This is a genomic window from Pseudactinotalea sp. Z1739 (assembly GCF_049725055.1).
Taxonomy (GTDB): domain Bacteria; phylum Actinomycetota; class Actinomycetes; order Actinomycetales; family Beutenbergiaceae; genus CALKWS01.
Window position 1 is genome coordinate 136271 of record NZ_JBMPQA010000010.1, and the last position, 21669, is coordinate 157939.

The 21669-nt window shown below is 69.7% G+C and carries 18 protein-coding genes and 1 tRNA gene; 6 read left to right on the forward strand and 13 right to left on the reverse strand.

All coding sequences use genetic code 11. The features are described 5' to 3' along the window. Window positions 1-44: 44 nt before the first annotated feature. Window positions 45-461, forward strand: a complete 417-nt coding sequence (locus ACO0LV_RS13815) for a globin (RefSeq protein WP_424788529.1) — start codon at window positions 45-47, stop codon at window positions 459-461. Continuing rightward, window positions 461-1354 (forward strand): acyl-CoA thioesterase, encoded by an 894-nt coding sequence (locus tag ACO0LV_RS13820; protein ID WP_424788493.1) that lies wholly within the window; start codon window positions 461-463, stop codon window positions 1352-1354. The genes ACO0LV_RS13815 and ACO0LV_RS13820 overlap by 1 nt, the downstream gene beginning before the upstream one ends. Window positions 1355-1377: 23 nt before the next feature. Here ACO0LV_RS13820 and ACO0LV_RS13825 read toward each other — a convergent pair whose 3' ends face one another. From ACO0LV_RS13825 to ACO0LV_RS13850, 6 genes are all read right to left on the reverse strand, one after another. Next, complete coding sequence (locus ACO0LV_RS13825; RefSeq protein WP_424788494.1) at window positions 1378-2856, reverse strand: glycoside hydrolase family 3 N-terminal domain-containing protein; 1479 nt, start codon at window positions 2854-2856, stop codon at window positions 1378-1380. A 166-nt stretch (window positions 2857-3022) separates the two neighbouring features. Further along, window positions 3023-3544, reverse strand: coding sequence for an acyl-CoA thioesterase (locus tag ACO0LV_RS13830; RefSeq protein WP_424788495.1), 522 nt, complete (start codon window positions 3542-3544; stop codon window positions 3023-3025). An 18-nt stretch (window positions 3545-3562) separates the two neighbouring features. Beyond that, complete coding sequence (gene ettA / locus ACO0LV_RS13835; RefSeq protein WP_424788496.1) at window positions 3563-5245, reverse strand: energy-dependent translational throttle protein EttA; 1683 nt, start codon at window positions 5243-5245, stop codon at window positions 3563-3565. A 158-nt stretch (window positions 5246-5403) separates the two neighbouring features. Then, entirely contained in the window at window positions 5404-5991 is a 588-nt protein-coding gene (locus ACO0LV_RS13840; protein WP_424788497.1) for a single-stranded DNA-binding protein, read from the reverse strand. 234 nt (window positions 5992-6225) lie between these two features. Then, window positions 6226-7743: a GTPase gene (locus tag ACO0LV_RS13845; RefSeq protein WP_424788498.1), complete on the reverse strand. Its 1518-nt coding sequence runs from the start codon at window positions 7741-7743 to the stop codon at window positions 6226-6228. Further along, complete coding sequence (locus ACO0LV_RS13850; protein WP_424788499.1) at window positions 7740-9377, reverse strand: hypothetical protein; 1638 nt, start codon at window positions 9375-9377, stop codon at window positions 7740-7742. The genes ACO0LV_RS13845 and ACO0LV_RS13850 overlap by 4 nt, the downstream gene beginning before the upstream one ends. Window positions 9378-9541: 164 nt before the next feature. Between ACO0LV_RS13850 and ACO0LV_RS13855 the strand changes: the two genes are divergently transcribed. Then, window positions 9542-10540, forward strand: coding sequence for a P1 family peptidase (locus ACO0LV_RS13855; protein WP_424788500.1), 999 nt, complete (start codon window positions 9542-9544; stop codon window positions 10538-10540). A gap of 46 nt (window positions 10541-10586) precedes the next feature. Here the strand turns inward: ACO0LV_RS13855 and ACO0LV_RS13860 are convergent, their stop codons facing one another. Genes ACO0LV_RS13860 through ACO0LV_RS13875 form a run of 4 tightly spaced genes read right to left on the reverse strand, consistent with a single transcriptional unit; the run spans window position 10587 to window position 14932 of the window. Continuing rightward, window positions 10587-11873, reverse strand: coding sequence for an ABC transporter ATP-binding protein (locus tag ACO0LV_RS13860; RefSeq protein ID WP_424788501.1), 1287 nt, complete (start codon window positions 11871-11873; stop codon window positions 10587-10589). Window positions 11874-11913: 40 nt separating this feature from the next. Next, window positions 11914-12753, reverse strand: a complete 840-nt coding sequence (locus ACO0LV_RS13865) for a carbohydrate ABC transporter permease (protein ID WP_424788502.1) — start codon at window positions 12751-12753, stop codon at window positions 11914-11916. Window positions 12754-12758: 5 nt separating this feature from the next. After that, window positions 12759-13721, reverse strand: a complete 963-nt coding sequence (locus ACO0LV_RS13870; protein WP_424788503.1) for a carbohydrate ABC transporter permease — start codon at window positions 13719-13721, stop codon at window positions 12759-12761. After that, complete coding sequence (locus tag ACO0LV_RS13875; protein ID WP_424788530.1) at window positions 13718-14932, reverse strand: extracellular solute-binding protein; 1215 nt, start codon at window positions 14930-14932, stop codon at window positions 13718-13720. The genes ACO0LV_RS13870 and ACO0LV_RS13875 overlap by 4 nt, the downstream gene beginning before the upstream one ends. A gap of 178 nt (window positions 14933-15110) precedes the next feature. Here ACO0LV_RS13875 and ACO0LV_RS13880 point away from each other — a divergent pair. Next, window positions 15111-15183: transfer RNA gene (locus ACO0LV_RS13880), tRNA-Arg, on the forward strand. Between the two features lie 425 nt (window positions 15184-15608). On the opposite strand, the gene ACO0LV_RS13885 is transcribed toward ACO0LV_RS13880, so the two are convergent. From ACO0LV_RS13885 to ACO0LV_RS13895, 3 genes are all read right to left on the reverse strand, one after another. Continuing rightward, complete coding sequence (locus ACO0LV_RS13885) at window positions 15609-15833, reverse strand: DUF6506 family protein (protein ID WP_424788531.1); 225 nt, start codon at window positions 15831-15833, stop codon at window positions 15609-15611. 70 nt (window positions 15834-15903) lie between these two features. Next, complete coding sequence (locus ACO0LV_RS13890; RefSeq protein ID WP_424788504.1) at window positions 15904-16884, reverse strand: LLM class flavin-dependent oxidoreductase; 981 nt, start codon at window positions 16882-16884, stop codon at window positions 15904-15906. A 111-nt stretch (window positions 16885-16995) separates the two neighbouring features. Beyond that, a complete protein-coding gene (locus ACO0LV_RS13895; RefSeq protein ID WP_424788505.1) occupies window positions 16996-18459 on the reverse strand; it encodes a helix-turn-helix domain-containing protein in 1464 nt (487 codons plus the stop codon). Between the two features lie 138 nt (window positions 18460-18597). Here ACO0LV_RS13895 and aceA point away from each other — a divergent pair, with 138 nt between their 5' ends. Together aceA and aceB are read left to right on the forward strand one after the other, a co-directional pair. Then, window positions 18598-19935: an isocitrate lyase gene (aceA, locus tag ACO0LV_RS13900; protein ID WP_424788532.1), complete on the forward strand. Its 1338-nt coding sequence runs from the start codon at window positions 18598-18600 to the stop codon at window positions 19933-19935. Further along, a complete protein-coding gene (aceB, locus tag ACO0LV_RS13905; RefSeq protein ID WP_424788506.1) occupies window positions 19935-21602 on the forward strand; it encodes a malate synthase A in 1668 nt (555 codons plus the stop codon). The genes aceA and aceB overlap by 1 nt, the downstream gene beginning before the upstream one ends. Window positions 21603-21669: the final 67 nt, after the last annotated feature.

Genomic DNA, 21669 nt, shown 5'->3' on the forward strand with positions numbered 1-21669 from the left:
ATAAGCCCACACAACCGACGCCCGGTCAGCATCGGCAACTCGGTCTGACCCGCCGCGTGCGCGGTGCCGAGCGCGCCGACTCATTCTGGGCGGCGGTGGGCGGGGAGCCCACGTTCCGGGCGATCGTGAGCCGTTTCTACGAACTGGTCGCCACCGACGATCTGCTCCGTCCGATGTACCCCGAGGAGGATCTGGGTCCGGCCGAGGACCGGCTGCGTACCTTCCTGGAGCAGTACTGGGGAGGTCCGACGACGTACCAGCAGCAGCGCGGTCATCCTCGCCTGCGGATGCGCCACGCGGCCTTCCGGGTCACCCCCGCCGCCCGGGACCGGTGGTTGGCGCACATGCGGGTGGCCGTGCGGGAGGCGGACCTGAGCCCGATCCATGAGGCCACCCTGTGGGACTACCTGGAACGGGCCGCACACTTCATGATCAACAGCGCCGACGAGGACGAGGTCTGATGGGCACATCGGGACCGGGGCCAGCCTTCGCGGACGACGAACCGGATCCCCTGGGCGCGCTGCTGACCTACCTGGAACTCTCCCCGGGTGCGCAGGCCGACACCTACACGGCTCGCTCGGTTCCGCAGGTGCACGGCAGGGTCTATGGCGGGCAGGTGCTGGCGCAGTCGATGATCGCGGCCGCGGCCACGACGGCCCCGGGTCGGCTACCGCATTCGGTGCACGGGTACTTCCTCCGCCCCGGGGACCTGGAGGAGCCGATCACCTTCACCGTGGAGCGGCTGCGTGATGGGCGTTCCTTCAGCGCCCGCCGGGTGCACGCGCTGCAGTTCGGCAAACCGATCCTGACCATGATGTCCTCCTTCCAGGAGGACCAGGAGGGCGTTGAGCACGCCGACCGGCCGCCGCGGGTGCCCGAACCGGAGGAGTTGCCCAGTTCGGTGGAGATGTTCCGCACCATCGAACATCCACTCGCCCAGTACTTCTATCGCAACTTCGCCTTCGACGTCCGCCACGTCGAGGGAGGGCTGTTCCTGGGAGAACCCACGCGCCCCGAGCCGGCGCAGCACCTGTGGATGCGCACACGCGGCCCGGTGCCCGGGGACCAGATGCACCACCGGGCGGTGCTGGCCTACGCCTGTGACCAGATCATGCTCGAGCCGGTCCTGCGCGCCCACAGCCTGCACTGGCGGGCCCGCGGGATCGCGGTGGCCAGCCTGGACCACGCAATGTGGTGGCACCGGGACGTGGACATGAACGACTGGCTGCTCTACGTCCAGGACTCCCCCTCCGCCCAAGGCGGCCGGGGCCTGGGCACTGCGCGGGTGTACAACCGGGACGGCCTGTTAGTGGCCACCATTGCTCAGGAGGGCATGGTCCGCGGCGGCGACTGAGCCCGCCACCATGGGCTCGCGACTCAGCCGGTGGTCCGGGCGAGGATCTCGCGACCGTTCGCCAGCGCCGAACCGTGGGCCAGCACCAGGTTGGGCGCCTGCGGCGCGGCGCCGGGTACACCCAGATGGACGACGACGGCGTGCGGCGCCCGCGCCAGGACCGGCGCCACCGCGTCGGTGGGCCCACGCGTGAGCAGCGCGACCCCCTTTCCCGGGTGGTCCGCCAGCCAGGAGGGCAGCTCCGCCGCCGCCACCGGTACCAGGCCGGCGCGGGCGGTGAGCAGGTCCACGACCGCGCCCGCGCGCGGCCCGGCTGCGATATTGACCCCCGCACGCAAATCCACCAGCGCGTCATCGCGCGACAGTCGCACCTGCCCGGTGGTGCGCACCGCAGCGGCGGCCACCCGGGCCCCCACGTGTTCCAGGTCGGTCAGGGCGGTGAGCAGGTCCGGGGCCTCGGTCCGGGCCTGGCGGCTGCGAAGGCCGGCGGCCAGGGCGCGGTTACGGACCGCGCTGCGCGCCAGTGCGGCGGCGTCCAGGCGGCCTTCCTGCACCGCGCGGCGGATCCCCGCGTACACCGTCTGGAACAACGCCGCGTCGTCACGATCCGGGGTTGACCCCAGGCAGAGCAGATCCGCACCCCCCGCCAGCGCGCGAACAGCGGCGATGCCGACCAGTTCCGCCGCGGTGGTGCCGGGTCCGGCCCCGGTATCGGCGTGCAGGGCGGCCATGTCCAGGGCGTCGGTGACGATCGGGCCGCTGTGCCCGAGCCGGCGCAGCAGGGCGGCCACCTTCGGCTCCAGGGAGGCGGGCAGCTCACCCAGGGCCGGCACCACCAGGTGGCCGGTCATCACGGTGTCCAGTCCCGCGCTGATCGCTTCGGTGAACGGGGGCAGGTCCCGACCGCGCAGCAACTCCTCGCCCACCTCCAGCCTGGGTAGGGCGAGGTGGGAGTCGACGTCGGTGTCGCCGTGACCGGGGAAGTGCTTGGCGCACGCCGCCACCCCGGCCTCCTGCAGGCCGCGCACTGTGGCCACGCCGTGCCGGGCCACCAGGTGCGGGTCCGGGCCGAACGAACGCACTCCGATCACGGGGTTGGCCGGCTGCGAGGCCACATCGAGGACCGGCGTGAGCGGCAGGTCCACGCCCGCGGCCCGCATCAGGCGGCCCTGGGCCACGGCCGCGCGGTGGGTCAGGGCGACGTCGTCGACTTCGCCGAGGGCACATGCCCCGGGCAGGAAGGACCCGGTGCCCGTCTGCACGCGGGTGACATCCCCGCCCTCCTCATCGGAACTGATGATCAAGTCCGGGGCGCGATGGTGCAACTGGGCGGTGATCTCCGCGGTGTGCTCCGGGGAGCCGGTGTTGTGTCCGAACAACAGCACGCCGGCCAGCCCCTGTTCGGCGGCTGCCCACAGCCACGGCGGCGGTGTAGCGCCGTTGAACCCTGGCAGGAGCACCCCGTGGATGTCCCGGCACAACTGGTCACCCTCGGGGCTCACCGGAGCGCGCTCACATGGGCACAGAAAACACAGGTCAAGATGAACCCCCTGGGATCGACATTGATCCACCGAAGATACACCGGATCGCCCTCGCTGCCACCGAAGCGGCTGGGCCTGCTCCGAGGCGGCGGGCACCCCCGGCGTCAGGTCGGCAGTCGCGCCGGGTTCAGCGGCGTCGGAACGTCAGCGGCTCCTCCACCAGGATCTGCAGCGCGGAGCGTTCGTGCTCGGTAAGCCGGCGCGGGCGTCCGGTGGCAGCCTCGACCATCACCATCGAACTGGCGGCCCGGGCGCACAGCCCTCCGTCGGGTGCGTACACCTCATAGCAGACCTCCAGGCTGGCGCCCCCGATCCTGCCGATCCATAACTGCACGCTCACCGGCTCCTGGGAGTAGGTGAGCGGTGCCAGGTACTCGATCTCCTGGCGGGCCACCAGGGTGTGGCTGTCGGCGTGCACGCCTCCGGCCAGCACCTGCGCCGCTTTGCGGACGCCGCCCTCGGACTGCTCCGGACCCGCCGCACCGGAGGGGGCGGCTCCACCCGTCCCGGCCGCGGTGCCGGCACCACCGGAGCCGGTGCCGGTGTCCCAGAACGTGGCGACCCGGGCCTCCTCCAGCAAGGTCAGGATGGCGGCGTTGTTCACATGGCCGTACCCGTCGATATCGCTCCAGCGAATCGGGACGGGCACCGTGATGCGTCCCACGGGTCAGTCGCGGGTGAGCTTGCGGTAGGTGACCCGGTGCGGGCGCGCGGCATCGGCTCCCAGGCGCTCGACCTTGTTCTCCTCGTAAGCGGCGAAGTTGCCCTCGAACCAGTACCAGTTCGCCGGGTTCTCCTCCGTGCCCTCCCAGGCGAGCATGTGGGTGGCCACCCGGTCCAGGAACCACCGGTCGTGGGAGACCACCACCGCGCAACCGGGGAAGTTCAGCAGCGCGTTCTCCAGGCTGCCGAGGGTTTCCACGTCCAGGTCGTTGGTCGGTTCGTCCAGCAGCAGCAGGTTGCCGCCCTGCTTGAGCGTCAGGGCGAGGTTCAGCCGGTTGCGTTCGCCACCGGAGAGCACCCCGGCCGGCTTCTGCTGGTCGGCGCCCTTGAACCCGAACTGGGAGACGTAGGCCCGGGAGGGGATTTCCACCTTGCCGACCTCGATGAAGTCCAGGCCGTCGGAGACCACCTCCCACAGGGTCTTGTCCGGGTCGATCCCGCCGCGGGTCTGGTCGACGTAGGAGATCTTCACGCTGTCGCCGATCTTCAGGTCGCCACCATCGAGCGGTTCCATTCCCACGATCGTCTTGAACAGCGTCGTCTTACCCACACCATTGGGACCGATCACACCCACGATGCCGTTCGGAGGCAGGTTGAAACTCAGGCCGTCGATGAGCACCCGGTCCCCGAAGCCCTTTCGCAGGTTCTCCGCCTCGATCACCTGGGAGCCCAACCGCGGGCCGGGCGGGATCTGGATCTCCTCGAAGTCGAGCTTCCGGGTGCGCTCGGCCTCAGCGGCCATCTCCTCGTACCGGGCCAGCCGGGCCTTGGACTTGGCCTGGCGTCCCTTGGTGCCCTGGCGCACCCACTCCAGTTCACTGGCCAGGCGCTTGGCGAGTTTGGCGTCCTTCTTCCCCTGGATGTTCAGCCGTTCCTGCTTCTTCTCCAGGTAGGTGGAGTAGTTGCCCTCGTAGGGGTACAGCCGGCCGCGGTCGACCTCGGCGATCCACTCGGCCACGTGGTCCAGGAAGTACCGGTCGTGGGTGACGGCGATCACCGCGCCGGGATACTTGGCCAGGTGCTGCTCCAGCCACAACACGCTCTCGGCGTCCAGGTGGTTGGTGGGCTCATCGAGCAGCAGCAGATCGGGCTTCTCCAGCAGCAACTTCGCCAGTGCGACCCGGCGCCGTTCACCACCGGAGAGGTTGGACACCGGCGCATCGCCCGGTGGGGTGCGCAAGGCGTCCATGGCCTGCTCGAGCTGGGAGTCCAGATCCCATGCGTCGGCGGCGTCGATGTCTCCCTGCAGGGTGCCCATCTCCGCCATCAGGGCATCGAAGTCGGCATCGGGTTCGGCCATCAGGTCACCGATCTCGTTGAACCGATCCACCTTGCCCTTGATCCCGGCCACGCCCTCCTCGACGTTGCCGAGCACGGTCTTGTCCTCGTTCAGGGGCGGCTCCTGCTCCAGGATGCCCACGGTGTAGCCGGGGCTCAGCCGGGCCTCCCCGTTGGACGGCGTGTCCAGACCGGCCATGATCTTCAGGATGGTGGACTTACCTGCGCCGTTGGGCCCGAGCATGCCGATCTTGGCCCCGGGCAGGAACGACATCGTCACGTCATCGAGGATGACCTTGTCCCCGTGCGCCTTGCGCGCGCGGACCATCGAGTAGATGTATTCGGCCACAGGTGAAGAACCTTTCGCAGAAGCGGCCCCGGGCCTGCGCGGCAGGTGCGGGCCTGATACCTGGTCTGATGCCGGGCAACGCACACTCTCGGCACGGCCCGGGCCAGCCCCAACTATAGGCGCCGTGACCACCAGTGCCTACCGGGGCCGCCCCTGGGTCACAGACCGGCCACCATCCTGCCCGCGATCGAGGAGGTATCGGCAGGGTCCTGCGGGTCGCCGTCGGCGTCGGGATCAGCGTCGGCATCGAGGACGGGCAGGGGGTTGCCGTCCTCGTCCACCTCGGCATACCCGGTCACATCCGGGATCCGGTCCGAACCGTTGCCGTCCTGTTCCGCACCTTGCCCGGCGTCCTGGGCCGCGCCGTCACCATCCGCTTCCACCAGGCGCACCCGGGAGATAGACACCGGGAACTTGTTCAGGTCCGGGCCGAAGGCACGGGCGTTGATGACCGCATTGCGGCCGGACTTCTCCCCGTCCTCCCAGCGCACGAACTCCACCGACCCGGTCACCACCACCGCATCGCCCTTGCTGATGCTGTCCTTGGCGTTCAGGGCCATCCGCCCGTGCATCCACACGTCGTACCAGGAGGTACGCCCGTCCCGCCATTCGCCGGAGTCGCGGTCCCGGAACCGCGGGGTGGTAGCCACGCTCAGCCGCAGCCGCGGGTCCCCGTTCGCCCCGGCCTTGAAGAAGGTCGGGGCACCCCCGACGTTGCCGGTCACGGTGATCATCGTCTCTCGCATGATTGGTCCTTCCCTGCGGTCAGCGCCGCCGGTGTCGAGTTGCCGGGACTTCCGGCACCGACGACGATGCCGGTGACCGCCGAAGGCCGCCGGGACGACCGGGCGGCATGTGGACGCCGGCAGTGGCGCCACCGGCCCTGTGGATGGCGGGCATCGGTACGTAGCGTGGCTTCGGCCATGCGAGCGCGCCGGCGCACGTGCGGCGCCGAGCCTCGCCACCGCGCGGGTGACCGGCTACAACGTGGTCAGTGCCCGGCGGACCTGATCGTGCTCGGCCAGGGGCCCGGCCGTGGGCTCGATCAGATCGGCGGCGACCACCCGACGGATCTCGTGGGTGGCCCTGGACATGTAGCTGCTCGCGCGCTCTGCGGCCGCGGCCCGTCGGCGTCGTCTGGCCAAGAGCCGCAGCGCCAGCCCGGCCACGATCGCGGCCGCACCCGCACCGACGCCGACCCACGCCGCAACGGACAGACCCGTGAGCACACCGGCGATCCCGAGCACCCAGAGCGCCACCCCGGCGATCAGGGTAAGGACACCAAGCCCCAGCAACCCCTGGGCGAAGGCACGCATCCGACGCGACCGGTGCTCGGTGGTGGCTGACAGCTCCACCTTGCTCAGCGCCCGCCACAGGTGGTCGTAGAACGTCTGCGGCGGTGCCACGTGCCGTGTCACCGACTCCTGCCACGCCCGGGGCAGGCCCACGGTGGCCTTGGCCAGCCAACGCTCCCGGATGGCGTCGATCCGGGAGCGGGCAGGCCGCCGGAGGGGGTCGAGCAGCACCTGTCGCGGGCTGGCCACCGCCTCGCGGATGGCCTCGGACGTCGAGGCCACCCCCGATGCGGTGGCCAGGTTCTCCGCGACCGTCTCGGCGTCGTCGGGTTCGGGCTGCGCTGGGCCCAGGTGCTCCATCAGCGTCCGAGCGGTGGCCTCCAACTGGGCGCGGGCCGTGCGGGCCGAGACCGAGGCGGAGGCGCTCACCTGGGCGATCCGCTCGCGCAGCTGGTCCAGCCCGGTGCCCTCGCGCACCGAGGTGAGCAGGATCTGCACCTGATCCAGGCCCCCCTCGCTGAGCAGCCGGCCCACGTCGTCGCGGATCTGCTCCTCGGTGTGCGCGGGGATGGTGTCGACCTGGTTCACCACCACCAGCATCGCCCCCTGCCGTTCGGACAGGGTGCGCAGGTAGCGCTCGTGCAGCACGTTGTCGGCGTACTTCTGTGGGTCCACCACCCAGATCAGCAGGTCCACCAACGGCAGCAGCCGGTCCACCTGGCGGGCATGCCCCTGCTCCACCGAATCGTGATCGGGCAGGTCCATCAGCACCAGGCCGTGCAGGCTGGTGTGCTCATCGTGATCGAGTACCGAGTCGCGCTGGATGCGCCGTCCGGGTGCCACCCCGAGGAAGTCCAACAGTTCCTCGGCTCTGCTGCCCCACGTACAGGCCGCCGCCTGAGCGGTTGTGGGCCGGATGACGCCCACATCGGCGAAGTCCAGGCCCGAGAGCGCGTTGAAGAGCGAGGACTTACCCGAGCCGGTCCCGCCCACCAGGGCCACCACGGTGTGCCCCACGCCCAACTGCAAGCGCTCGTCCACCCGATCCAGGTTCACCTGCGCCTGTTCGCGCGCCGGGGCGGGGATCCGCTCGCCGGCCACATCCAGGGCCTCGGTGATCTGCGCCCGCAGACGGCTCAGGGCATCGGCATCGAACCCCTGGTCCGCACCGTCGGCGACCCTGTCCTCGATCGTGGTGCTCACACATACCCCCTGAGTTCACTGGCGCGCAGCCGCAGGCTCCGGGCCGGTGCGTCATCGATACTGAGTTCATCGAGCGCATCCAGGTACGGCGTCGTCTCGGCGCCCACCGCGGCCCCGGCCCACTCGGCCAGCATCTTTCGCATCTCGGCGACCATCGTCTCACCCCTGGTGCCGAACAGCCGCCCCACCGCCCGCTCGGCTCCGTCCACGCCCACCGCGGCCACCTCCACCAGGGACGCGGCCCCCTGATCGTCCAGGCCCACCTGCTCCGCGCTCAGACCCAGTTCGCCGCCGCGCCGCTCGGCCTCGGTGCCCCATTCGCTGATCAGGGTCTCCACCCGTTGCTCCCGGTCCCGGGCTGCCTCGTCGACGTCCACCAGCTCGGCGATCTGACGCCCGGCGGCGGATTCGGCGAGCATCTGACGCACCGACAACTCGGCCGCGGTGCCGGCCTCACGAACCATCGATCCCGCCGCACCGACGGCGGTGTCACGCAGGGACCGCACCGATTCCACCCGGGCGGCGGTGGAGCGCTTGGCGCGCCAGCGTTGCCGCGGGCCGGCAGGTTCGTCGACCAGCGGTGCCAGGACACCACCGGAACCCGCACTGGAGAGCCACGCGGTGCTCGGGGCCCCGATCGCGGCCGCCCCCGAGCCGAGGTCGGCGTGGATCTGTTCAGCGGTTGGACGTACCGCGGCCACGACCTGCCCGCGCAGGGACCGGGAGGTGCGCCGCTGGATCTCCACCGCCGCGGCCACCTCCTGGACGTCGCGGCGCAGCGACGGCCAGGCGCCGCGCACGGTCCGGGCGATCACCGCCCGTGACTGGCTCTGGGCGCCCAGGATCTTCAACCACGCCACCAACTCCCCCACCAGCTTCGGCTCCAGCAGGCCCTGGTGCGGACCGACATCCGGCACCACGAACAAGGGCAGCGCACCGAAGCCCTGCGCCTGCAGTCGCTGGAACAGGTCGCGACGCACCTCGATCAGGGCATCGGGTTCGATCCGGTTCAGCACCACCGCCAGGGACAGCCCCCGTTCGCTGGCCTCACGCAGCCTCGACCACGGCACCGCGTCCCCGTACCGGGAGCCGGTGGTCACGAACACCCACAGGTCGGCCAGTTCGATCAGTTCCAGGGCCAGGTTCCGGTTGGCCGCACGCACCGAGTCCAGGTCGGGGGCATCCAGCAGCCCGAGCCCGCGCGGCACCTGCTCGTGGGTGACCACGTCGGCCAGGTCGAGTACCGGGTGGCCCTCCAGGTAGTGGGCGTCGGCGGGATGGGTCGCCAGCACGGGTTGGCGGGTGGTCGGCCGCAGCACCCCGGCCGGGCTGACCTCCTCGCCGAGGACCGAGTTCAGTAGCGTGGACTTGCCCGCCCCGGTGGAGCCACCGATCACCACCAGCACCGGTGCGGCCACCTCCCGCAACCGGGGGATCAAGTGGTTGCGCACCTGGGCCACCAGGCGGGCGCGCAGTTCCCGGGCCTGGGCGACGTCGTCGGAATCCAGCAGCAGCGGCGCGGCCTCGAGGTTGGCGAGCAGGTCCTCGATCACCTCGACCATGGGCAATCGTTCACCGGTACCGCTCTCGCCCGGGCCGTCGTCTGCGGGGCGGGGGGCGGGATCGGTGCTCACCCTCCTAGCCTGCCTGGTTTGGGCCTGAACTTCCATGCGTCGCGCCGTTGTCCTCGATCTTGGTGTGGTGCATCGCTGCACCGGAGTGCCCGGTCGCCGCCGAACCGCCCGGAACGGCGTGGCGCAGCCCCGGCGGAGTCGCGTCGGGGGCAGGATCGGGGGCGATGGCAACACCGCAGACACACCCGGCCCGGGCCCGTGACCTGGGCCTCTACCCCGCCACCGCGCGCACCGGTGCCCACAACGCGATCACCGACGTCCCCGGCGTGCGGGTGGGCCACACCACGATCATCCGGGCGCCGAGGATACGCACCGGGGTGAGCGCGATCCGGTTCGGCGACGAGGTGAGCCCGGGGCGAGCGCTGCCGGCCGGGCTGAGCGTGGGCAACGGGTTCGGCAAACTCATCGGCGCCACCCAACTGTCCGAACTGGGACACCTGGAGACCCCGATCGTGCTGACGTCGACGCTGTCGGCGTTCCGGGCCGCCGATGCCCTGCTCACCTGGGTGCTGGACCAGCCCGGCAATGAGCAGGTGCGCACGCTGAACCCCGTGGTGGGCGAGTGCAACGACTCGGTGCTCTCCGATATCAGGGCCCGGCCGGTGCGCCCGGAGCACGTGCATGCCGCCCTGGACGAGGCCGACGACGGCGCGGTTCCCGAGGGCAGCGTGGGTGCGGGCACCGGCCTGGTCGCCCTGGGTTTCAAAGCCGGCATCGGTACCGCCTCCCGGATCATCGAGGTCGACGACGAGCACACCCTGGGTGTGCTGGTGCAGGCGAACTTCGCCGGGGTACTGCGGGTGCACGGCCGGCAGGTACGCCCACCGACACCTTCTGCACCCCAGCCGGATCTGGGCTCGTGCATGGTGGTGCTGGCCACCAGCGCCCCACTGGACGGGCGCCAGCTCTCCCGCCTGGCCGCGCGGGCGGTCTTCGCCCTGGGCCGCCTGGGTGCGGCCTACACCCACGGCTCCGGGGACTACGCGATCGCGGTCTCCACCTCCGCCGGGCGTCTACCACCACCGGATCGGGCGCTGAGCCCGGTGTTCGAGGCCGGACTGGACGCCACCGAGGAAGCGGTCCTGAACGCCTTGGTCGCTGCCGACCCGGTCACCGGCCCAGGCGGGCGCGTGGTGCCGGCGCTCCGGGACGCCCTGGGCTGAGGCGCCCGGTCACCCGCCCGGACGGGAGGGCGCTACGGCCGGTGACTCACGCCGCGGAGCCGCGCGCGCCGTCGTCGGCCGCTTTTGCTTTCTGCTGGCGCTTCTTGGCACGCTCCAGGGCACGGGCGCGCTGGTCACGCGCCTCGGCCTCCAGTTTCTCGGCCCGCTCACTCTCCCGGGTCAGGTTCTCCCCGGACTCGGGATCGAACACGTACAGGGAGTCCGGATTCAGCCACAACTCCGCCACGTCACCGGCGCGTACCCGGCTCACCGCGTCCAGCGCCACCACCACCTGAGGGCGCAGGTTCTCCCCGTCGAGGTCCCGGTCCAGTTCCTCCAACTTGTCGGCCAGGTCGGCATGAGCCTCGAAGGGGATGTAGGCGTAGAGCACCTCCCCGAGCCACTCGGTCACATCCACCTCGGCCTCGAACGTCACGCCCTCGCGCTCGGTGGCTTGCATGACGTCGACATCCTCGAACGCATCGGGCCGGATCCCCACGATGAGCACCTCCCGCTCCCCCACCGCCTTGCGCAGCCGCTCGTCCAGCGGCACCTCCAGCAACGGCAGCCGCAGGGTGTCTCCCTCGACGGTGGCGGGTAGGAAGTTCATCGGCGGGGAACCGATGAAGCCGGCCACGAACAGGTTCATCGGCTCCTCGTACAGCCCGCGGGGGCTGGCCACCTGCTGCAACTCCCCCCGGCGCAGCACCGCCACCCGGTCCCCCAGCGTCATCGCCTCGGTCTGGTCATGGGTGACGTAGACGGTGGTGGTGCCCAGGTTGCGCTGCAGCCGGGCGATCTCGGTGCGCATCTGCCCGCGCAGTTTCGAGTCCAGGTTCGACAGCGGTTCATCGAACAGGAAGGCCTGGGCGTCCCGCACGATCGCCCGGCCCATCGCCACCCGCTGGCGTTGACCACCGGAGAGGTTCGCGGGCTTACGCTCCAGGTGCTCATCGAGCTCCAGCAGCGATGAGGCACGGCGGACCTGCTCATCGATCTCGGTGTCGGTGTGCTCGCCCTTGGTCAGGCGCAGCGGGAAAGCGATGTTCTCGTACACGCTCAGGTGGGGGTAGAGGGCGTAGTTCTGGAACACCATCGCCAGGTCCCGGTCCCGGGGGGCCTTGTCGTTGACCACCTCGTCCCCGATGCGCAACTCCCCCTCGGTGATGTCCTCCAGGCCCACGATCATGCGCAGCAGGGTGGACTTGCCACAGCCGGAGGGCCCGACCAGGATGACGAACTCGCCGTCGGCGATGTCCAGGTCCACGCCGCGCACGGCGGTGAACCCATCGGGGTAGGTCTTGACGACATTGTCGAGGGTGATCGACGCCATCGGAACTCCTCCTCATGTGTGGCTGGTGTGGCCGCGGGACTCAGCCCTTGACGGCGCCTTGGGTCAGGCCGGAGACGATCCGGCGTTGGAAGATCAGCACCACGACCACCACCGGCACCGTCACCACGATCGCCGCGGCCGAGATCGCCCCGGTGGGCTCCTCGAACTGGGAGGCCCCGGTGAAGAAGGACAGCGCCGCCGGCACCGGGCGTGCGGCGGTGGTGGAGGTCAGCGAGATGCCGTAGACGAAATCGTTCCAGGCGATGAAGAAGGCGATGATCGCGGTGGTGAAGACCCCGGGTGCGGCCAGCGGAACCACCGCTTTACGGAACGCCTGGAAAGGGGTGGCGCCGTCGACCTGGGCGGCCTGCTCCAACTCCCAGGGGATCTGCCGGAAGAACGCCGACAGCGTCCAGATCGAGATCGGCAGCGTCAACGACAGGTAGGGAATGACCAGCCCGGCCCAGGTGTCGTACAGGCCCACCACGCGCCAGAGGTTGAACAGCGGGGTGACGATGGACACGACCGGGAACACCGAGACGGCCAGCGCCGAGGTCAGGATGATCTTCTTGCCGCGGAAGTCCAGCCGGGCGATCGCGTAGGCGCACAGGGTGGCCAGCACCACCGCGATCGCGGTGGCGATGAGCGAGATGCCGATGGAGTTGCGCAGGGCGGGCAGGAACAGGTCCTGGGCGCTGCCTCCGGGGGCCAGGATCTCGGCGTAGTTCTCCCAGGTCCACTCCCGGGGCAGCAGCGTGCCGGAGAACAGCCCGGCCTGGGTCTTGAACGAGGTCATCAGGATGGAGAAGACCGGGAACAGCGACCAGACCAGCACCAGCACGGTGGCGACGGCCCAGCCGACCTTGGCCTTCGTCGTCATACCCATCAGTCGTCCCCCTTCCCGCCGGACAGATCCACGCGGAACCCCTTGATCGCGATGAAACTGATCAAGAGCACGCTGAGGAACAGCAGCACCGAGATCGCCGAACCCATCCCGATCTCCAGGCGTCCGATCGAGGTGTTATAGGCCAGCAGGGACAGCGCCTCGGTGTTGTTGGCGCCGCCGGTCATGATGAAGATGTTGTCGAAGATCCGGAACGCCTCCAGCGCCCGGAACAGCACCGCGACCATGATTGCGGCCTTCATGTTCGGCAGGGTCACCTTGCGCAGCACCTGCCTGGACCGGGCCCCGTCGACCTTGGCGGCCTCCTCCAGTTCCCCGGGCACCTGGGCCAGACCGGCCAGCAGCAGCAGGGAGATGAACGGTGTCGTCTTCCACACCTCCGACAGCACGATCACGAACAGCGAAGGCCATTGGGAGGCGAACCAGTTGAAGCCATCGTCGATGCCGGGCACCCAGCTGAACCAGTTGTTGATGTACCCGGTGTTGATGTCGAAGGCATAGAAGAATGCGAACGCCGAGACCACGGTGATGATCCCGTAGGGCACCAGGATCGCGGTCCTGACGATCCCGCGCAGGCGCTTGATCGCCCGGTGCATGATCATCGCCAGGGCGAAGCCGAGCACCAACTCGATCGCCACCGTGGTGACCGTGATGAACAGGGTCACCAGCATCGAACGCCAGAAGGCCCAATCGGTCAGGATCACCGCGTAGTTGTTCAGCCCGATGAACTCCCGTTCGTCCGGGGCGGTCAACCGCAGCGAGAACAGCGAGTCGAAGGTGGCCTGACCGATCGGATAGAGCGTCACGAGCAGCATCAGGCCGAAGGCAGGGCCGGCCAGCCACCAGCCCAGCCGCGCCTCGGAGCGGGTCCGGTCGGAGGCACGTTTCTTACGGGGCCCCTCCTGGCTCTGGTCCCTCGGACGGGTCGTGGCCGATGCGCTCACAGCAACCGCTCCCCTCGCAGCACCTCGGTGATGAACTGCTGGGAACTGCCCGGGGTGATCTCCGGGTCGACCCCGGAGACCGGGTGCCAGGTGGTCTGCAGCCCGATCGAGATCTCGTTGTAGAAGGGGGTCTGCGGGCGCGGGGCAGCCTGTTCCAGGGAGTCCCGGATCACATCTGCCATCGGGAACTCCTCCTGCACCCGTTCGTCCTCGTAGGCCTCGATCGCCGAGGGCGGGTTGCCGTTGGTGACGAAGTACTCGGCCTGGTGCTCGGGCTGCACGATGCAGGCCACCGCCTCCCAGGCCTCCTCGATGTTGCTGGAGAAGGCACCCACGCCGAGGTTGATGCCCCCGACCGGCGGTGCTGATTCGGTATCGGCGTCCATGCGCGGGTAGGCGGTCCAGGCGAGGTCGTCGATGACGTCGGACTCCGCGTCCATCATCGCCGGGTATACGAACGGCCAGTTCACCATGAACGAGCCACGGTCTCCCTGGAACAGGTTCATCGAGGCGTTCTCATCGGCGGTGGGCAGCCCCGGGCCGCCCAGACCCTCCGAACCGATCCGGCTGACCACCTCGGCGGCCTGCCGCCCGGCCTCGGAGTCCAGGTCCAGTTCCAACTCGTCCGAGGTGGCCTCGGGGTTGGTCAGGATCTCTCCCCCGGCGGAGGCCACCAACGCGTTGATCCACACGGTCAGGGACTCCGCACGGGCCCCCTGCACCCCCAGGTACAGGTCGTTCTCGGCGGCCGCCTCGATCAACTGCTCCCAGGTGACCGGTTCGCTCATGTCCAACCCGGCCTCCTCGGCGACGGATTCGCGGTACCAGAGCAACTGGGTGTTGGCCCAGAAGGGGACGGTGACCAGTTCGTCCTCCCAGGTCGCCGAGTCGATCGCGCCCTGAACCACGCCGTCGGTGTCCTGCAGTTCCTCGGGCACTTCGGCCAGGAAGCCCGGTTCGGCCATCTCGGGGATGAACGGGGGGTCCAGGCTCATGATGTCGATGGAGGCGTCCTGGGCGGCCAGGCGGCGGGCCAGTTGTTCGCGCTGATCGGAGGCTTCCCGGGGCAGCAGGGCGGTCTGGATCACGTAGGCGCCGTCGGATTCCTCGGTGCAGGTCTGGGCGATCTCGGCCTGGCCCCCGTCGTCGGGGTTGATGTACCAGGTCAGCGTCGGTGGCCCGGAGTCGTCGGCGCAGGCCGCCAGCGACATCACCACGGCAACGGCCAGCAGCGGACCCACCACACGGACTCGGGACACGTGGCCTCCTTGCGCTCCCCCATACGATGACGTCTGCTCACCCAACAACCAGACGTGCGTGCCTGCAACTCGAACGAGCAGAGCCGCTGGTGGGGGTTGGGATCCGGCGCGGCGGTATTCTGCTCGGTGCGCCCCCGTAGCTCAATGGATAGAGCAACGGCCTTCTAATCCGTAGGTTGCAGGTTCGAGTCCTGCCGGGGGCACCCAACGCACGTCGACCTCGGGATCTCGCAGCATCTCGAAGGGCCGGGCGTTCTCGACGCGCAGCTTGTCGTGGTGGGCGTCGAGTCGGCGGTCCACCTGGTCGAGCTCGCCGGTGATGCGGTCTTGCTCGAGTTCCTTGCAGACGCCCGCGGCCGCCAGGTCACCTCCTGACCCAGCACTCAAGCCGGGCCCGTCGGCCGGGACGCCAGAATCCCCAGGGCCCCGCCAGCCCGCCCAATCGCGTCGGACATCGACTGCTGCCCTCCTGACTTGGGCATGTGGCGGCACCTCTCACGAGCCAGACCCGCGCGGAGTTCGCCTACCGCTCCATCCGGCTCACACCTCCAGATTCTACGAAAACTCGACCATTCGGACGCCGTCTACACCGGCGATCTGTCCCCAGTAGTCCATCTGAAGCGGCATCTCAGCGGGAAGGGTGGGTCTGAGCGTTGAAGCGGGCGGCTGCCGGTATGGAGTCGATTGCGAAGGTCACATGCCCCACCGGCACCTTGCCCCCCACTGCATCGGCCACTCTCGCCGCGTCGGGCAACTCGAAGCCTCCGCACAACTCGATCAGTGAGACGTTCTCCTCCTCCACCAGGCGGCGCGCCGTCTCGGGGGCATCCGCCGGCGATGGAACGGGGACCAGGACTCGGAGGCAGCCACATCAGACCCGCCGGCGCGCTGCTCGCCGCGGGGTGATCCCGGCCCAGGTCAGGTCAGGTCAGGTACGCCTCGGCCAGCAGTTCGACCGAACGCAGCCGATCGTCCACTCGAGGTCCCTGGTGGGCGATCATCAGTTCGTCCGCGCCGGTCTGCTCGGCGAACTCCGCCACCTTCTGCTCCACCACGTCCGGTGTTCCGACTGCGCTGTAGGTCATCATCTGGTGCAGGTGCTGGGCCTTCGGTGACCTCAGCAGCGCGTCGGCCTGCTCGTCGGTGAACTCGGCCCCCGGGCGCAGCAGGAGCGCCACCCGGCTGCGCATGACTTCCTGCAACTGACGCTCGGCGTCGGCCTGGTCATCAGCGGCGATGACGTTGTAGGCGGCGATGACATAGGGCTCGGCGAGTTGCTCCGATGCCGTGAACTTGCTGCGGTACAGCGCGATCGCCTCGTGCAGAGCCGCCGGGGCGAAGTGCGAGGCGAAGGCGTAGGGCAGGCCGAGGACGGCGGCCAGTTCCGCGCCGAACAGCGAGGATCCCAGGATGTACAGGGGCACGTCGGTGCCCTTGCCGGGATAGGCGTCCACGTCGGCGATGCGGCTCTCGCCCCGCAGGTAGGCCTGCAGTTCCAGGACGTCCTGGGGGAAGGACTCCGCCGAGGCGGGGTCGCGGCGAAGCGCACGTAGGGTGTTCTGGTCGGTGCCCGGGGCGCGGCCCAGGCCGAGGTCGATCCGGCCGGGGTGGAGGGTCTCCAGGGTGCCGAACTGCTCAGCGATCAGCAACGGCGCGTGGTTGGGCAGCATGATGCCGCCCGAGCCCAGCCGGATCGAGCCGGTGTGGGCGGCGACGTGCGCGATGAGCACCGAGGTCGCCGAGGACGCGATCGCGGCCATGTTGTGGTGCTCGGCGTACCAGACCCGCTGGTAGCCGGTCTCCTCCGCCTTCTGGGCCAGCGCCACGGTTCCGGCCAGTGACTCGGCAACGGTCTGACCACGGGCAACGGTGGCAAGGTCGAGGATGGAGAGCGGCAGCGGCATCGGGCACCTTTCACAGACGGGGCGGCGCCGACTGGCACCGCCAATGGGGACAACCGATCGAGTCCCGGCTTTCATCCCACCGCACCCCCGGGCTCGTGCGGACGGGTCCGATCACTCCTGATCGGGAGCGTGTGTCTGCAGGAAGGCGTAGACCTCGGAGTCGTCCACACCCGGGAACGTCCCGCCCGGCAGGGCCTGCATGATGTGGGTGTGCAGTTTGGCACTCGGCCAGGAGGAGGTCCGCCACCGCTCGGCCAGAGCAGGCTCTGGCTCACGACAGCAACTCAGGTCCGGACAGCGCGAGACCGACCTGGAGGTGGCATCCCTGCCCCGGAACCATTTCGCGTCGGCGAAGGGCACACCGATGGTGATGGAGAAGTCACCGCCGGCGCCGGTACCGATCTGGGCGGTGCACCAGAACGTCCCGGAGGGAGTGTCGGTGTACTGATGGAACTCCCCCGGCCGGTCGGCGTGATCGAACACGGTCCGGGAGGTCCAGTACCGGCACACCAGTTGCCCCTCGATCGCACCGGTCACGTCGGTGGGGAAGGTGACGTCATCGTTCTCATATCCCTTGTACAACGTCCCGTCCCGCCCCACCCGGGCGAAGTGCACCCGGATCCCCAACTGAGAGGTAGCCAGGTTCGTGAACCGGTGCGCCGCACCCTCGTGGGTCACCCCGAACGCATCGCGCAGGTCCTCGATGGACAACTCCCGGTCCTTCTTGGCGGAGGTGAGGAACTGGACCGCTTGGTGGCGGGGCATCAGCACCGCGGCGGCGAAGTAGGTGATCTCCTGACGCTGGCGAAGGAAGTGCGCATACGTACTCGGCTGGGTGTGTTCCAGCACCCGGTGCGCCAGCGCCTGCAGTGCCAGGGAGCGCAGCCCGTGCCCGCCGGGGATGGACTGCGGCGGCAGGTAGATCCGGCGGTTCTCCAGGTCCGTGACGCTACGGGTCGACGACGGTAGGTCCCTGGCGTAGTGCAGCGTGAACCCGAGGTGGTCGGCCATCCGCTCCACGGTGCGGTGCGTGACCGGGCCGGCGGTGTAACCGACCGCGGAGAGCAGACTCTCGGCGGCCTCCTCGATCTCGACCAGGTAGTTGTCCCGCGCGCGCATGTCCCGGCGCAGTTCGGTGTTGGCGCGACGGGCCTCCTCCGGGGTGGCACTGGCCTCGTTGGAGCGGCGGGCCAGTTCGCCGTGCAGACCCACCAGCGCCTCCAGGGCCTCCATCGGGAGTCTGCGCCCGGGACGCACGGTGGGTAGCGCCAGTGCCCGGTACAGCGAGCCGCGCTGGGCAGCGTCCAGTTCGATCTCCAGGGCGTCGCGTCGGCTCGGCGGTGACTCATCGAGCAGGTCGGCCACCGTGGTGCCCAGGGCCTCGGCCAAGGTGCGCAGCAGGGTCAGGCGGGGCTCCCGGTGGCCGTTCTCGATCAGCGACAACTGGCTGGCGGCCACGCCGACCTGGGCGGCCACCTGATCCAGCGTCAAGCCGGCCGCGGTGCGGAAGTGCCGGATGCGGCGCCCGACGGTCAGGACAGTGTTTCCCGCTCTGGTCGCGGATGTGAGGGACATTTCCTCACTATAGCGAAAGAAGCGTCGTTCTTTCACGAACGTTGGCGTAGAAGTACGGCACAACGTTGTCCAGGCTCGGGTCATGGCCAGTCCGGCCGATAAGGCAGCCCGCACCGATCCAAGGAGACGACGATGACCATGACCGCGAGCGAACACCGCACCGGAACCGACCTGACGGACACCAACGGTGCCCCCCAGCCGGACGGAGCAGGAGCGGACCCCGCCCAGGAGTTGCGCCATCGGTGGGCCACCGAGCCCCGCTGGGCCGGGGTGCGCCGCGAGCACACCGCCGAGGACGTCATCGCCCTGCGCGGGCCGGTGGTCGAAGAGCACACCCTGGCCCGCCTCGGGGCGGAGCGGCTGTGGGACCTGCTGCACACCACCGACTACGTCAACGCGCTGGGCGCGCTGACCGGCAACCAGGCGGTGCAGATGGTCAAGGCGGGCCTGCAGGCGATCTACCTGTCCGGCTGGCAGGTCGCCGCCGATGCCAACCTGGCCGGGCAGACCTACCCCGACCAGTCGCTCTACCCGGTCAACTCGGTGCCGGCGGTGGTGCGCCGCATCAACAACGCCCTGCTGCGGGCCGGGCAGATCGCCCACGCCGAGGGCGCCGAGAGCCAGCACTTCCTCGCCCCGATCGTCGCCGATGCCGAGGCGGGCTTCGGCGGCCCCCTGAACGCCTTCGAGTTGATGAAGTCCATGATCGCCGCCGGTGCGGCCGGAGTGCACTTCGAGGACCAACTGGCCAGTGAGAAGAAGTGCGGCCACCTGGGCGGGAAGGTGCTGGTGCCCACCGCACAGCACATCCGCACCCTCGGTGCCGCCCGGCTGGCCGCGGACATCAGCGACGTGCCCACCCTGGTCATCGCCCGAACCGACGCCCTGGCCGCGACCCTGATCACCTCCGACGTGGACGAGCGCGATCAGCCCTTCCTCACCGGCGAGCGCACCGCCGAGGGCTTCTTCCACACCCGTGCCGGTGAGGAGACGGCGATCGCTCGCGGGCTGGCCTACGCCCCCTATGCGGACCTGCTGTGGGTGGAGACCGGAACCCCGGACCTGGGCTTCGCGCGCCGGTACGCCGAGGCCATCCAGGCCGAGCATCCGGGCACCATGCTGGCCTACAACTGCTCGCCGTCGTTCAACTGGAGGGCCGCGTTGGATGAGAACCAGATCGCCCGGTTCCAACGCGAACTGGGCGCGATGGGTTACTCCTTCCAGTTCATCACCCTGGCCGGGTTCCACGCCCTGAACCACTCCATGTTCGAACTCGCCCACGGTTACGCCCGTACCGGGATGAGCGCCTACGCCGCGCTTCAGCAGGCCGAGTTCGCCGCCGCCGAGCGCGGCTACACCGGCGTCAAGCACCAGGCAGAGGTCGGCACCGGGTACTTCGACCGGGTGGCCACCGCACTCAACCCCACCTCCCAGACGCTGGCGCTGACCGGCTCGACCGAAGAGGAGCAGTTCTGATGAGTACCCCCACGATGTCGCCAACGACCCAGCCGCCGCCGGCCGCACACCCCGGCGCCAACCCGGCCACGCCGTCGGTGCAGATCAGCGGACCGCCGGTGCCCGAGGCCGGGACCGTTCTCACCCCCGGGGCCCAGGACACGGTGGCGCAGTTGCACCGCCGGTTCGGCCGTCGTCGTCATACCTTGCTGAAGGCCAGGGTGGCGCGCCAGGAGCGCATCGCAGCCGGTGAGGGCCTGGGCCTACTGGACCAGACCCGCACGGTGCGCGAGGACCCCACCTGGCAGGTTGCCCCGCCGGGACCGGGGTTGGCACGCCGCACGGTGGAGATCACCGGGCCGGTGAGCCGTTCCATGGCGATCAACGCCCTGAACTCCGGGGCCGATGTGTGGATGGCCGACCTGGAGGATGCCACCTCCCCCACCTGGGCGAACCTGATGGCCGCCCAACTCAACCTGATCCGGTTCACCACCGGGCAACTGGACTTCACCTCCACGGCCGGCAAGGCCTACCGGGTGGGGCCGAACCCGCCCACCGTGATGATGCGCCCGCGCGGATGGCACCTGCCCGAGAAGAACCTGCTCATCGACGGCGAGCACCCCGCAGCGGCACTGGTCGACATCGGGCTGTACTTCCACCACTGCGCCCATGCTCTGATCGAGCGCGGCCAGGGCCCCTACTTCTACCTGCCGAAACTGGAGTCACACCTGGAGGCACGCCTGTGGAACGAGGTCTTCTGTTTCCTCCAGGACCGTTACGGCATCCCCCGTGGCACAGTGCGGGCCACCGTGCTGGTGGAGACCCTGCCGGCGGCACTGGAGATGGAGGAGATCCTGTATGAACTGCGCGAGCACTCCGCCGGGCTGAACGCCGGGCGGTGGGACTACATCTTCTCCATCATCAAAACCCTGCGCAGCAGGGGCCGCGAGGCCGTCCTGCCCGACCGTGCAGCGGTCACGATGACCACGCCGTTCATGCGTGCCTACTGCGAACGCATGGTCGCTCTCTGTCACAAGCGTGGCGCCCACGCGATCGGGGGCATGAGCGCCTACCTGCCCAGCCGCACCGATCGGCCCGCGGCGCTCAGGGCGCTGCAGCGGGTCCGGGCGGACAAGGCCCGGGACGCCGAGGACGGTTTCGACGGCGGCTGGGTGGCCCACCCGGGGCTGGTTGACACCGCACGCGACGCCTTCGGCCCGGCGCTGCGCGGCCGGGACCACCAGCTCGAGCGGCAGCGCGAGGACTTCCTCGACCCGGGTGACCTGCTGGAGCTGCACACCGCCGGCAGCGGCGTGACCTACGAAGGGTTGCGCTCCAACATCGCCGTGTCGCTGCGGTACCTGCAGGCCTGGCTGCAGGGCCAGGGCGCGGTCGCGATCGACCACCTGATGGAGGATGCCGCCACCGTGGAGATCGCCCGCACCCAGGTGTGGCAATGGGTGAACCAGGCCGTGCGCCTGGAGGAGGGCCTGGATGTCACCACCGAGCTGGTGGAGCGCCTCATCGGCAACGAGGCTGCCCGGATCTCCCGCGAGATCGCCGACGAGGGTGGCGGTGACGGATCGTCCAATCGTCTCGACGAGGCCATCGAACTCTTCCGGGAGGTGGCACTGGGCGAGGAGTTCGAGGAATTCTTCACCCTGCGCGGCTACGCCCGCTACCTGTGAGCACCGGGCTCGCCCGGGCGAGCCACGCCGTCGGCCCCGCCTGCCTCGGCCGGGGCCGACGGCGCCG

Coding starts and splice junctions, on each gene's coding strand:
- ACO0LV_RS13865 (WP_424788502.1), bottom strand. CDS start 12,753: ATGACGACGAAGGCCAAGGTCGGCTGGGCCGTCGCCACCGTGCTGGTG.
- ACO0LV_RS13890 (WP_424788504.1), bottom strand. CDS start 16,884: ATGCCGCTGCCGCTCTCCATCCTCGACCTTGCCACCGTTGCCCGTGGT.
- ACO0LV_RS13855 (WP_424788500.1), top strand. CDS start 9,542: ATGGCAACACCGCAGACACACCCGGCCCGGGCCCGTGACCTGGGCCTC.
- ACO0LV_RS13875 (WP_424788530.1), bottom strand. CDS start 14,932: ATGTCGCTGGCGGCCTGCGCCGACGACTCCGGGCCACCGACGCTGACC.
- ACO0LV_RS13820 (WP_424788493.1), top strand. CDS start 461: ATGGGCACATCGGGACCGGGGCCAGCCTTCGCGGACGACGAACCGGAT.
- ACO0LV_RS13860 (WP_424788501.1), bottom strand. CDS start 11,873: ATGGCGTCGATCACCCTCGACAATGTCGTCAAGACCTACCCCGATGGG.
- aceB (WP_424788506.1), top strand. CDS start 19,935: ATGAGTACCCCCACGATGTCGCCAACGACCCAGCCGCCGCCGGCCGCA.
- aceA (WP_424788532.1), top strand. CDS start 18,598: ATGACCGCGAGCGAACACCGCACCGGAACCGACCTGACGGACACCAAC.
- ACO0LV_RS13895 (WP_424788505.1), bottom strand. CDS start 18,459: ATGTCCCTCACATCCGCGACCAGAGCGGGAAACACTGTCCTGACCGTC.
- ACO0LV_RS13840 (WP_424788497.1), bottom strand. CDS start 5,991: ATGCGAGAGACGATGATCACCGTGACCGGCAACGTCGGGGGTGCCCCG.